This is a genomic window from Streptomyces sp. WMMB 714 (assembly GCF_900090125.1).
Lineage (GTDB): Bacteria > Actinomycetota > Actinomycetes > Streptomycetales > Streptomycetaceae > Streptomyces > Streptomyces daqingensis.
On record NZ_FMHJ01000002.1, the window covers coordinates 584,337 to 596,506 of the forward strand.

7 protein-coding genes and 1 riboswitch are annotated in these 12,170 nt (G+C 72.6%); of the genes, 4 read left to right on the forward strand and 3 right to left on the reverse strand.

The genetic code is table 11. The features are described 5' to 3' along the window. Positions 1-57 precede the first annotated feature (57 nt). Positions 58-1,158, reverse strand: coding sequence for an ATP-binding protein (locus tag H181DRAFT_RS05325; protein ID WP_254666701.1), 1,101 nt, complete (start codon positions 1,156-1,158; stop codon positions 58-60). Between the two features lie 151 nt (positions 1,159-1,309). On the opposite strand from H181DRAFT_RS05325, the gene H181DRAFT_RS05330 reads away from it, so the two are divergent. Together H181DRAFT_RS05330 and H181DRAFT_RS05335 are read left to right on the forward strand one after the other, a co-directional pair. Further along, on the forward strand, positions 1,310-2,773 hold the full coding sequence (locus tag H181DRAFT_RS05330; protein WP_045862982.1) for an SWIM zinc finger family protein: 1,464 nt from the start codon (positions 1,310-1,312) through the stop codon (positions 2,771-2,773). Positions 2,774-2,852: 79 nt separating this feature from the next. Continuing rightward, positions 2,853-4,673: a DUF5691 domain-containing protein gene (locus H181DRAFT_RS05335; protein ID WP_175439711.1), complete on the forward strand. Its 1,821-nt coding sequence runs from the start codon at positions 2,853-2,855 to the stop codon at positions 4,671-4,673. Positions 4,674-4,860: 187 nt separating this feature from the next. Here H181DRAFT_RS05335 and H181DRAFT_RS05340 read toward each other — a convergent pair whose 3' ends face one another. Next, positions 4,861-5,271 (reverse strand): coenzyme B12-dependent isobutyryl CoA mutase small subunit, encoded by a 411-nt coding sequence (locus H181DRAFT_RS05340; protein WP_045863122.1) that lies wholly within the window; start codon positions 5,269-5,271, stop codon positions 4,861-4,863. Between the two features lie 854 nt (positions 5,272-6,125). Between H181DRAFT_RS05340 and H181DRAFT_RS05345 the strand changes: the two genes are divergently transcribed. After that, positions 6,126-7,781 carry a M23 family metallopeptidase gene (locus tag H181DRAFT_RS05345; protein ID WP_368073250.1) on the forward strand — a complete coding sequence of 552 codons (1,656 nt, stop codon included), beginning with the start codon at positions 6,126-6,128 and terminating at the stop codon, positions 7,779-7,781. Between the two features lie 167 nt (positions 7,782-7,948). Here H181DRAFT_RS05345 and pcrA read toward each other — a convergent pair whose 3' ends face one another. Next, positions 7,949-10,546, reverse strand: a complete 2,598-nt coding sequence (gene pcrA, locus H181DRAFT_RS05350) for a DNA helicase PcrA (protein ID WP_045862984.1) — start codon at positions 10,544-10,546, stop codon at positions 7,949-7,951. A gap of 232 nt (positions 10,547-10,778) precedes the next feature. After that, a riboswitch (cyclic di-AMP (ydaO/yuaA leader) is annotated at positions 10,779-10,970 on the forward strand. A gap of 7 nt (positions 10,971-10,977) precedes the next feature. Between pcrA and H181DRAFT_RS05355 the strand changes: the two genes are divergently transcribed. Then, positions 10,978-12,063 (forward strand): C40 family peptidase, encoded by a 1,086-nt coding sequence (locus H181DRAFT_RS05355; RefSeq protein ID WP_045862985.1) that lies wholly within the window; start codon positions 10,978-10,980, stop codon positions 12,061-12,063. Positions 12,064-12,170: the final 107 nt, after the last annotated feature.

A 12,170-nucleotide genomic window follows, 5' to 3' on the forward strand; every position in this document is an offset into this window, starting at 1 on the left:
CGCCGCGATCTCCGGCCCCCGCCCCCGCGGGCGCCCCCGTACGCCGGGAGGCCGTCGTCACGCCGAGACCTCCCGGCAGGCCCGGTAGAAGTCCTTCCAGCCGTCGCGCTCACGCACCACCGCTTCGAGGTACTCCTGCCACACGACGCCGTCGGTGGACGGGTCGCGAACGACCGCGCCCAGCACGCCCGCCGCCACGTCGCCCGCGCGGAGCACTCCGTCCCCGAAGTGCGCGGCGAGCGCCATCCCGCCCGTCACGACTGAGATCGCCTCCGCCGTGGAGAGCGTCCCTGACGGGGACTTGAGCTTCGTGCGGCCGTCCGCGGTCACCCCGTCGCGCAGCTCCCGGAAGACCGTCACCACGCGGCGTATCTCCGCGGCACCCTCCGGAGCCGGGGGGAGATCGAGGGACCGGCCGATCTGGTCGACGCGGCGGGAGACGATGTCGACCTCGGCCTCGGCGGACTCCGGCAGCGGCAGCACCACCGTGTTGAAGCGGCGGCGGAGCGCGCTCGACAGCTCGTTGACGCCGCGGTCGCGGTCGTTGGCCGTCGCGATCAGGTTGAAGCCGCGGACCGCCTGCACCTCCTCGCCGAGTTCCGGCACGGGCAGCGTCTTCTCGGAGAGGATCGTGATGAGGCTGTCCTGCACGTCGGCCGGGATACGCGTCAGCTCCTCGACGCGCGCCGTCATGCCCTCCGACATGGCCCGCATGAGCGGGCTGGGCACCAGCGCCTCGCGGCTCGGCCCGTTGGCCAGCAGCTGCGCGTAGTTCCAGCCGTAGCGCACCGCTTCCTCGGCTGTGCCCGCGGTGCCCTGCACCAGCAGCGTCGAGTCGCCGCTGACCGCTGCCGCGAGGTGCTCCGACACCCATGTCTTCGCCGTGCCGGGGACGCCGAGGAGCAGCAGCGCCCGGTCCGTCGCCAGCGTGCTGACGGCGACCTCGACGATGCGGCGCGGCCCCACGTACTTCGGCGTGATGACCGTTCCGCCGGGCAGCTCGCCGCCGAGCAGGTACAGCGAGACCGCCCAGGGCGAGAGCCGCCAGCGCTCCGGGCGCGGCCTGTCGTCCGCCGCCGCAAGGGCCTGAAGCTCTTCCGCGAACGCCTCTTCGGCATGCGGACGCAGTGCCTGCTTTCCGGCACGGGTATCCGTCACGAGTCCCCCTTCGCACATGGCGGGTCGATGTGCGTCACAGCCTGCACCGGACCACTGACAATCGCGGCCACAACGGCTCTGACCTGCATCGACTCTCAGTCCGAGGGTCGGCTGCGCGGGATTGTCAGTGCCTGCTCCTACCGTTTCGGTCATGACTGAGGTGGGGGCCCGCTGGACGGCGGAACAGGTGATGGAGCTCGCTCCTGACGCGGCGTCGGGCAGAGCCGGCAGCAAGCTCGCAGGGTCCGGCAGGTGGCCGGAGTCGGGATCGGGGGGCGGCGCGGTCTGGGGCCTGTGCAGAGGCAGCGGCAGCAAGCCGTACCAGACGGTCGTGGACCTCCGCACCGAGGGCGAGCCGGGCTTCAAGTGCAGTTGCCCGAGCCGCAAGTTCCCCTGCAAGCACGCGTTGGGGCTGCTGCTCCTGTGGGCGGGCGGCCAGTCCGGCGAGGACGGGCAGGAAGCGCCCGATTGGGCGGGCAAGTGGCTCGACGGGCGGAGTGCGCGGGCCGCGCGCAAGGCCGGAGGCGGCGGGGACGCGGCGCGGGACGGCGAACGCGCAGCGGCGGACGGCAACGACGCGGCCGCGGTGGCTGCGGGAGGCCCGGGCGATCCGGAGGCCGCGCGGCGCCGGGCCGAGCGGCGCGTCGCCCGCATCGCCGCTGGCGCCACGGAGCTGGAGGAGCGCCTCGCGGATCTGGTGCGCGGCGGTCTCGCGGAGGCGGACAGGCGTGGCAGTGCGGTGTGGGAGGAGACGGCGGCCCGGATGGTGGACGCCCAGGCGCCCGGCCTCGCCGCGCGCACGCGGGAACTCGGCGCGCTGCCCGCGTCGGGCGGCGGGCGGCCCGAGGGCCCCGGCGGGGGCTGGCCAGGAAGGCTGCTCTCCGAGTGCGCCCTGCTCCACCTCCTGAACAGGGGCTTCCTCACCCTCGACACCCTGCCCGAGCCGCTCGCTGCGACGGTGCGTACCCGGGTGGGCCTCACCGTCGACACCGCCGAACTGCTGGCGGACGGGAACGCCCGCGTCCGGGACGAGTGGCTGGTGCTCTCCCAACGGGACACGGACGAGGGGCGGCTGACCGCCCGTCGCACATGGCTGTCCGGCCGTTCGACGGGGCGTCCCGCCCTGCTGCTGTCCTTCGCCCCGTCGGGCCGCCGCCACGAGATCTCCCTGCGGGTCGGCTCGTCGGTCGACGCGGAGCTGGCCTACCACCCCGGGGCGCGTCCCCTGCGCGCCGCTCTCGGCGAGCGGTTCGGCAGCGCGTCACCGCATGGCGCGGCGTGCGCCCCGGCGGGAGGCACGGTGACGGACGCGCTGGCCGGTTACGGCGCGGCGCTCTGCGACGACCCGTGGCTGGACGCGTGGCCGTCGGTGCTGACGGACGTGGTCCCGATACCGGACGAGAACGGCTCCGTCGTCCAACTGGCCGACGCCGCAGGTGAGTTCGCGCTTCCCGTGGCTCCGGGCACGTCGGCCGCGGCGCTGTGGCGGCTGGCGGCGGTCTCGGGCGGCCGCCCGGTCACGGTCTTCGGGGAGTGCGGTCACCGGGGCTTCGCTCCGTACACCGTCTGGGGCGGCGGCGAGACCGGAGAGGCCGTCGAGGCGGTGCCGCTGTGACACGCCCGTTCCGCAGTTCCGCTTTTGCTTCCGCACAGCCGTATCCGGCTCCGACGAACACCCCGGCGAAGGGGAGGGCATGACCACCACCGCACAGCAAGCGCAGCGCTCCGCAGGAGCAGTGCACAACGTGCAGGCCCCGCAGTCACGGCAGTCGTCGCAGTCGCCGCCGCCGCGGTCCGGGTCGCAGCCGGAGGGGACGGAGGCCCCCGGCTCGGGGCCGGGGACGGAGGCACCCGCCTCCGCCGCCGGTGCTCCGGGGCGGAATTCCGCCCGTCCGCAAGGCCCGGCGTGGGAGGAGCTCGTCACGGCGGCGCTCCTCGGCACCGAGCGCCGCACCCCGCCCGGGGGAGGAGGGGCCGCCGAACTGCTCGACGCCGCGGCCGTCGAGACGGTACGCCGCCGGGCCGGGCTGCGGCCCGCCCGTGCCGGGGAGCGCCGCCCGCCCGCCCCGCTGGACACCCGGCCGCCCCTTCCTCCCGCCGCGTCCCGGCGCCTGGCGTCGCTGCTCGCCGCCCGCCCGGAGAGCAACGGCTCCGGCAGCGCCCGCCGCCGCGGACCGGACCCTGACCTGGCCGAACTCCTCCCACAGTGGCTGGCCTTCGCCTGCGGGCAGGGGTACCGCGCTCCGGCCGCGCAGCTCCCCGCGCTGCTCGACGCGGCACGCTCCCGCACGGACCTGCGCACGAGGACGCTGGAGTTCGCCGGGCCCCGCGCCCTCTGGCTGGCCGAGTCCAACCCGGACTGGAGGTTCGCGCTGCGCCACGGCGTGCGGACGGGCACGGCGGGCGCGGCCGGGGCGGAGACCGGCGGTGAGGCGGCCGCCTCCCAGGAGTCCGAGGAGACTCAACAGCTGTGGGAGGAGGGGCTGTTCGCCGAGCGCGTCGCCCTGCTCACCTCGATACGCCGCCGCGACGCCGCGTCCGGCCTCGCCCTGTTGCAGTCCACGTGGTCCCAGGAACGTGCCGAGGACCGGCTGATGTTCCTCGACTCCTTGCGCGAGGGCCTGTGCCCGTCGGACGAGGAGTTCCTGGAGCGAGCCCTCGGCGACCGCAGCCGCACGGTGCGGGCGACGGCGGCCGAACTGCTCAGCGGCCTCCCGGAGTCGGCGCTGGCTGTCCGGATGGCGGCGCGCGCCCGTACCTGCGTGGCGCTCGACCCGCTCTCGGACGCCCCTCGGGCGGTGGTCGAGGCCCCGCACGAGTGCGATGCGGACATGCAGCGGGACGGCGTCGTGCTGAAGCCGCCCGCCGGGCGGGGCGAGCGCGCCTGGTGGCTCGGCCAGCTCGTCGAGTCCGCGCCGCTGTCGACGTGGCACGCGCAGTTCGGCGGGCGTTCCGCCGCTGAGATCGTCGCGCTGCCCGTCGCCGACGGCTGGCGCCAGGACCTGCACTCTGCCTGGTGCCGGGCCGCGGTGCGTCAGCGGAACGTGGAGTGGGCGCGGGCCCTGGCCGGTTCGCCCGGCACCAGGCAGGCCGAGGGCCACAGCGATCCGGCCGGGCTCCTCCTGGTCCTCCCCGAGGCCGAAAGGGCGGAGTGGGCGGCGCGTTTCATCGAGGCCCACGGGCTCACGGAGGCGTTCCGCGTGCTGGAGGTGTGCGCGGTGCCGTGGACGGAGCAGCTGGGGCGGGCGGTCGTCGACGCCCTGGAGATCGCCCGCGACCAGGGGACGTATCCGTGGCGGTTCAGCGGCGCGATGGGGCTGGCCGAGCGCTGCCTTCCCCCGTCGGACGCCGCACGGCTGGAGCCGCTGGCGGCCGTCCCGGACGAGCCGGAGGGCGGTTCACCGGGGGCGGGCGCCTACTGGGCGGAAGCGTTCATGCGGCTCGTCGCGACGCTCAGGCTCCGTGCGGAGATGCAGGCGGAGCTGCGCGAGGAGGCCGCCAGGCAGCAGGAGTGAACGCGGAAGGCCCCCTGCCGCGCGGGACGTGCGGGGGGGGGCCTGTGCAGGGGTGCCGAGCCAAGAGACGTGCGGTGCCGCAGGAAGCCGCGGGAACGTGCGGCACCGCGGGAACGGTGGCTCCGCAGGGACGGCCGCCGTCGGGGGGCCGGGGTGGGCCGGGCAGCGGAATGCCCTGCGGGGGGCTTCAGGCTGCGAGACGTTGCACGTTCCCCTGGATCCACTCGACGACCTCGCGCGTAGTGGCACCGGGAGTGAAGATCTCCGCGACGCCGTTCTCCTTCAGCGGGGCGATGTCGTCCTCGGGGATGATGCCGCCGCCGAAGACCTTGATGTCCTCGGCGTCACGGTCGCGCAGGAGCTCCAGAACCTTGGCGAAGAGCGTGTTGTGCGCCCCGGAGAGGATGGAGAGGCCGATCGCGTCGGCGTCCTCCTGGATCGCGGTGTCCACGATCTGCTCGGGGGTCTGGTGGAGACCGGTGTAGACGACCTCCATCCCCGCGTCGCGCAGCGCTCGCGCGATGACCTTGGCCCCGCGGTCGTGCCCGTCGAGACCAGGCTTGGCGATCACGACGCGGATCGGACCTGATACACCCATCACTGCCTCCATCTCGAGGGCCTTCCGGCCTCCGGCACTCTCACCGCTTCTCCACCGTGCGCCCGTCCGCCAGCGCCTCTCCGCTTGCGAGCCACCGCGAACGCCGCCGGGACATGCCTTCCGTCCTGCCGGAGTGAACGAACGTTATCGACAGCATCTCTCACGGGGCCGTTCCCCGAGAGCAAGCGAGGGAGAAATCACACCGGGGCACGGGCCGGGCTCGGTGCGTACCGTCCCGGCCGTCCCATGGTGCAGCGAGCAGCCCGGCGACCGGCCCGCCGCCGCCATCATCCTCCCCGCCGGACCCTTCCGCCCCCGGACGTCTCAACCGCTTGCCCGGTCGCCCTTCAGCCGCCCCTCAGGTCCGCTTCAGTCGCCCCCGCGTCGCGGCCCTGTGGTCGCACCTCCGCGTCGCGCATCCTCGTGTCGCGCCGGCTGCGCCGCACCGCGCACATCTGGCCACCTTGCTTTCGCATCGGGATTCGCTCGGGCTCGCCCTACGGGGGTCCGCCGCCGCAACCCGGCTCCCTTTCCGCCGCTTTGGTATATGGAGAGGCCGTTACGTCCCGTATCACGAGCTCTTGGCGTATCGGCGTCTGTACGGCCCGAGTTGGGGACCGCCCCCCGTTCCCCGGATCCGGTTCGACCACACCCTCGACGCGCCTTACCCGCGGTACGAATTACTCGAACAGCCCTCGAACGCAAGACCAAATACCCGCGCGTAGAGCGGCGAAAGGAGGCCGAATGCCCGTTTCTCCCGGCCCCGAAACCTGTTGAAGATTGTCGAGCTCGCATACCGCCGGGTACAGTCACCGAGCTGTTCCGCCCTTGTTGCCGAGGCGAAAGTGAAGTTGGTGGTGAACGACCGTCACCCGTCGGGAAGCTCCCTCCCGGCTGATACCTCCTCCGACTTCTCGTACGGGGCCCACGACGGCTACTACGAGCAGGCGGTCTTCGACATCCACGCGCAGCAGCACGGCACTTCGCAGGGTCACCCAGGCGCGTACGACGGTTACAGCGCAGTCGCCCAGGGCGACTCGGCCGCCGCCTTCGGCGACGGCGACCCGCTCTTCGGCTCGATGCCCGGCACCGGCACGGATGCGGCCAACGCCGGTTACGCGACCGGCTCCCACGACGTCGCCTACGCGGGCCAGGGCTCCGGCGCCTATGACGTCGGCGGCTACGACAACGGCGCGGCCTGGGGCCAGTACGGGCAGAGCTCCGGCCAGTGGGATGCCACGCAGTGGAACGCCGGCACCGGCCAGTGGGACGCGACCCAGTGGGAAGGCCAGTGGAATTCCCAGGCCGAAGCCGGCAGTTGGGAGACGGGCCGGCAGGAGGCGCAGCCGGCCGAGCACGCCGGCCAGTACGCCGAAGCGGCCTACGACGGTTACGCGTACGGGTACGACGCCTCGGTCCAGGGCCTCGCCCACCAGGACCAGCACGACTCCTACGACAGTCTCGATCCCGAGGCCGCTGCGGCCTTCGGCACCTACGAACAGCAGCCGTCGCAGGGCGAGTTCCTCGCGACCGACGGCGAGCCGGACGCCACGGCGGCCTTCCCCGCCTTCGACAGCTTCCACAGTGTCGACGCGGTGCCGGACGCCCCCGCGGGCCAGGTCTACGACGACGGCCAGGTCTACGACGAAGGCCACGGCACCGGCTGGGACCACGGCGCTGCCGGCCCCGACGGCCGTGAACACCCCGGCACGGGCCCCGACTTCACTCCCGGGACGTCCGCCGCCCCCGAGGCCACAACGATCGGCCCCCCTCCCCACTTGCGGAGCCGCCGGCGCGCTCCGAGGCCACGGCGCTCCGCGATGCTCACCGTCGCCGTCCCGTCGGTCGCCGTGATGGGCGTGGCCGGGATCGCCGCGGCCTCCGTCGCGGGCAACAGCCCGGACGACTCCACGACCACCCAGGCTTCCGCACCGGACTCGGCCGTTCAGCCCGCCAACAGCAAGCTCGACACCCAGCTGGCCGGACTCTCCGCCGACGCCGACGACTTCGCCGACCGCGCCAGCCGCACGCAGGAGCGCATCGACCTCAAGGAGCGGCAGGAGGCGGAGCGTGAGCGCAAGGCCCGGGAGGCCGCGCGCAAGGAGGCGCTGCGCCCGAAGTTCGCCCTGCCGGTCAAGGAGCACGGCCTGAGCGCGCAGTACGGCCAGGCGGGCCTCAACTGGATGTCCGTGCACACAGGCATCGACTTCCCCGTCAGCGAAGGCACTCCGGTGATGGCCGCCACCGACGGCACCGTCACGACCAAGTACGACGTGTCCTTCGGCAACATGGCGGTCGTGACCGCTCCCGACGGCACCGAGACGTGGTACTGCCACCTCAGCAGCACCAAGATCCGCTCCGGTGAGGTCAAGGCGGGAGACACCATCGGCTACTCGGGGAGCTCCGGCAACTCGACGGGGCCGCACCTGCACTTCGAGGTGCACCCCGGCGGCGGCGAAGCGATAGACCCGCTGCCGTGGCTGCGTTCCAAGGGCCTCGACCCGAGCTGATCGTCCCGGCCGGCACGACACCGGCCACCCTCAACTCCCAGGCCGCCCGCCGGTCTTCGTCACCCGACGCAGACCGCCGCGTGCGGCAGCAGGGGCGCACGCGACGTGCGTGCGCCCGCTCCCCCAACGGGCCGGGCCCGCTGCCCCGCCCGATTCACGTCCCGCCGCTACAGCTTCTGCACCGGCGCGTACCGCAGCAGCAGCCGCTTCGGCTTCTCGCCCCCGAAGTCGATCGTCGCCTCGGAGTTGTCGCCGCTTCCCTTGACGGCCAGGACCCTTCCGAGGCCGAAGCTGTCGTGCGTCACCCGGTCCCCGACCGACAGGCTGACGACCGGACGGTCCGACGTACGGCGCGTGGCGAAGCCGCTCGGACCTCCTCGGCCCGCGGACCTCGACGCCGTCGACGACAGCGACGCGCCGGCCCCGAAGCCCGTACCGATCCCCCCGCGGCCCCCGCCGGACCCGGCGGAGGCTCCCGTGCGCCTCCAGTCCACGTACTGGTCCGGGATCTCCTCCAGGAAGCGGGACGGCGGGTTGTACGACGGCTGGCCCCACGCGCTGCGCAGCACCGACCGCGTCAGGTAGAGGCGCCGGCGGGCACGCGTGATGCCCACGTACGCCAGACGCCGCTCCTCCTCCAGCTCCTTCGTCTGGCCCAGGGCGCGCATGTGCGGGAAGACACCGTCCTCCATGCCCGTGAGGAAGACGACGGGGAACTCGAGTCCCTTGGCGGTGTGGAGGGTCATCAGCGTGATGACGCCGTTCTCCTCGCCGTCCTGCTCGTCGGGGATCTGGTCGGAGTCCGCCACGAGCGCGACCTGCTCCAGGAAGTCGGCGAGCGTGCCCGGCTCGTCCTCGCCGCGCTCCTGCTCGAACTCCAGCGCCACGGCGGCCAGTTCCTGGAGGTTCTCGATCCGCGTCTCGTCCTGGGGGTCGTTGGACGACTGGAGCTCGGCGAGGTAGCCGGTCTGCTCCAGCACCGCCTCCAGGACGGTGGCGGGGCCCGCTCCCGCTTCGACGACCGTGCGCAGCTCCTCCATCAGGACGTTGAATCTGCGTACGGCGTTCGCGGAGCGGGCGGCCATTCCGTACGCCTCGTCGACCCGCGCGAGCGCCTGGGGAAAGGTGATCTTCTCGCGCAGGGCGAGCGCCTCGATCATCGCTTCGGCCCGGTCGCCGATGCCGCGCTTGGGCACGTTGAGGATCCGGCGCAGCGGCACCGCGTCCTCGGGGTTGGCCAGCACCCGCAGGTAGGCCAGGACGTCGCGGACCTCGCGCCGTTCGTAGAAGCGCACCCCGCCGACGACCTTGTAGGGCAGGCCGACGCGGATGAAGACCTCCTCGAAGACACGGGACTGTGCGTTGGTGCGGTAGAAGACCGCGACGTCCCCCGCTTTCGCCTCGCCCGCGTCCGTGAGGCGGTCGATCTCGTCGGCGACGAACTGCGCCTCGTCGTGCTCGGTGTCGGAGACGTAGCCGGTGATCCGCTCGCCCGCGCCGGAATCCGTCCACAGGTTCTTGGGACGGCGGTTCTCGTTCCGCTCGATGACGGCGTTGGCGGCGCTGAGGATCGTCTGCGTGGACCGGTAGTTCTGCTCCAGCAGGATCGTCGTCGCGTCCGGGTAGTCCTCCTCGAACTGGAGGATGTTGCGGATCGTCGCTCCGCGGAAGGCGTAGATGGACTGGTCCGCGTCGCCGACGACGCACAGTTCGGCGCGCTCGGGAGCCGGGCCCTCCGCCTCGTGCTCCGGCCCGGCCCCGCCGCCGTCGCCGTCGCCCTCGCCGCTGCGCGCCGTGCCGGCCTCGGCGGCGCCCGTGCCGACGAGTTCGCGCACCAGCGTGTACTGGGCGTGGTTGGTGTCCTGGTACTCGTCCACCAGCACGTGCCGGAAGCGGCGCCGGTAGTGGTCGGCGACGTCGGGGAACGCCTGCAGCAGGTGGACGGTCGTCATGATGATGTCGTCGAAGTCCAGGGCGTTGGCCTCGCGCAGCCGCGCCTGGTACATCGTGTACGCCTCGGCGAGCGTCTTCTCGTAGGCCCCCTCGGCCTGGGCCGCGAAGTCCTCCTCGTCGATCAGCTCGTTCTTGAGGTTGGAGATCTTCGCGCTGAACGCCTTCGGCGGATGCCGCTTCGGGTCCAGCTCCAGGTCCCGGCAGACGAGCGCCATCAGGCGCTTGGAGTCGGCCGCGTCGTAGATCGAGAACGACGAGGTGAAGCCGAGCTTCTTGCTCTCCCTGCGCAGGATGCGCACGCACGCGCTGTGGAACGTCGACACCCACATCGACTGGGCCCTGGGGCCGACGAGCTCCTCGACGCGCTCCTTCATCTCGCCCGCGGCCTTGTTGGTGAAGGTGATGGCGAGGATCTGGCCCGGATGGACACCGCGGGCGGCCAGCAGATACGCGATGCGATGAGTCAGCACGCGGGTCTTGCCGGAGCCGGCGCCTGCGACGATCAGCAGCGGCGAGCCGGTGTGCACCACGGCGTCGCGCTGCGAGGGGTTCATCTCCTCCAGCAGCGCGTCGGCGTCCACGACGGTGCGGCGGGAGCCGCCCCGGTGGTACGAGCCGCCGCCCGCACCGTGACCTCCCCGGCCCTCGAAGGTGCCCGCGAAGAGGTGGTGCGGGACCTCGCCGCCGTGGTCGTCCCCCTCCTCGTCGGGGGGCGGCGGCAGGGGCTCCTCGCCCTGCCCGCCAGGGGGCCCGTCCTGTGCGCGCACCGGGGCGAGGCTGTTCAGGAAGCTGTCGTCGAAGAGGCTGCTCATCGTCGGACGAGTCTAGGCCGTCCCGCTGACAGGGCGGCCGGGGTCCGTCCGGGCCGAGGCCCTGCGCCTGCCTGCGCGGCGGGCCCCCGGGCCAGGACCCTTTCCCACCGCCCGCATTGAATAACGAACAGATATCGGACGTATCACCGATCGGCCTTCACAGCGGCCCCACAACTCCGCTACCGTGCCGTGCCGGACGGCTCGCACCGCTCGCCGGCGAAAGCGCCGGCACGGGCCGTCCCCGCCGAGTCCGGCCGGCTTCACGCCGGAGCCGGGGACCCACCGCGTAGGCGCAGGCCCGCGTACGCACCAGGGGTGAATCGGGACGTACGCGCCGCCGGAAAGCGGGCGCACGGCCCGTAGGGCAGCCTTCCGAACGCCCGAACCCGTCAGCTAACCCGGTAGGCGGCACACGGAAGGAGTTGCCGGCCTTGGCGTCCCATCGCAAGCCGCGCACACGGATACGTCACTCCGCCGCGACGAAGCGCGGAGCGCTCGGCGTCACCACCGCCGCGCTCGCCGCCGTCTCGCTCCTCACGCAGAGCGCGCAGGCGGCCCCGGACGACGGCAAGCCGTCGCTCTCGGAAGTCAAGGAGAAGGTCGACAAGCTCTACCAGCAGGCGGAGAGTTCGACGCAGAAGTACAACGCGGCCAAGGAGAGGACGGACGCCCAGCGGGCCAAGGCGGACAAGTCCCTCGACGAGGCAGCCGAGCGGACCGCGGAGCTGAACGAGGCGCGGCGCACGCTCGGCAACTACGCCACCGCGCAGTATCGTTCCGGCGGCATGTCCGAGACGGCGACGCTGCTCCTCACCGAGGACCCTCAGCAGTTCTTCCAGCAGTCCCACGTCCTGGACCGGATGTCGGGCCGCCAGAAGGAAGCGGTCTCCGACTTCGAGAAGCAGCGGAAGGCGGCGGACCGCGAACGCAAGGCCGCCACGAAGGAACTCTCCTCGCTCACTTCCGCGCAGAAGGAGCTGAAGAAGAACAAGCAGGAGGTCCAGGCGAAGCTCGCCGAGGCCCGCGAGCTGCTGTCGGAGCTGACCGCCGAGCAGAAGGCCCGGATGGCCGCGGCGGAGAAGAAGAAGCAGGAGGCCGCCCGCAAGGCCGCCGAACGCGCGGAGGCGGAGCGCGAGAAGGGCTCCGGCGGCAGCCCGGGGTCGAACGCCTCCCAGGCGGAGAAGGTCATCGGCTTCGCGAAGCAGCAGCTGGGCAAGCCGTACGTCTGGGGCGCGACCGGGCCGAGTTCGTTCGACTGCTCGGGACTGACCGTGGGGGCCTGGAAGGCCGCGGGCGTATCGCTGCCCCGTACGACCTGGGACCAGGTCGAGGTGGGCACCAAGGTCTCCAAGTCCCAGATGCGGCCCGGGGACTTGATCTTCTTCTACGACGACATCAGCCACGTGGGCATCTACGTGGGCAACGGTCAGATGATCCACGCCCCGAAGCCGGGCGCCGAGGTGCGGTACGAGTCGATCGACACGATGCCGTTCCACTCGGCCAACCGTCCCGGCTGACCCGGCTGACCCGGCTGACCCGGAAAACACAGCCCGGGCACAGAGCCGGGCAGGACCGGCCGGCGGCAGACTGAAGTGGTGCGCGGCGGACGCGTTCAGCGCCGCCG

Bases quoted from the DNA above. Each gene is read 5' to 3' on its own strand.
- H181DRAFT_RS05340 (WP_045863122.1), bottom strand. From the start codon at position 5,271: ATGGGTGTATCAGGTCCGATCCGCGTCGTGATCGCCAAGCCTGGTCTC.
- pcrA (WP_045862984.1), bottom strand. From the start codon at position 10,546: ATGAGCAGCCTCTTCGACGACAGCTTCCTGAACAGCCTCGCCCCGGTG.
- H181DRAFT_RS05330 (WP_045862982.1), top strand. From the start codon at position 1,310: ATGACTGAGGTGGGGGCCCGCTGGACGGCGGAACAGGTGATGGAGCTC.
- H181DRAFT_RS05335 (WP_175439711.1), top strand. From the start codon at position 2,853: ATGACCACCACCGCACAGCAAGCGCAGCGCTCCGCAGGAGCAGTGCAC.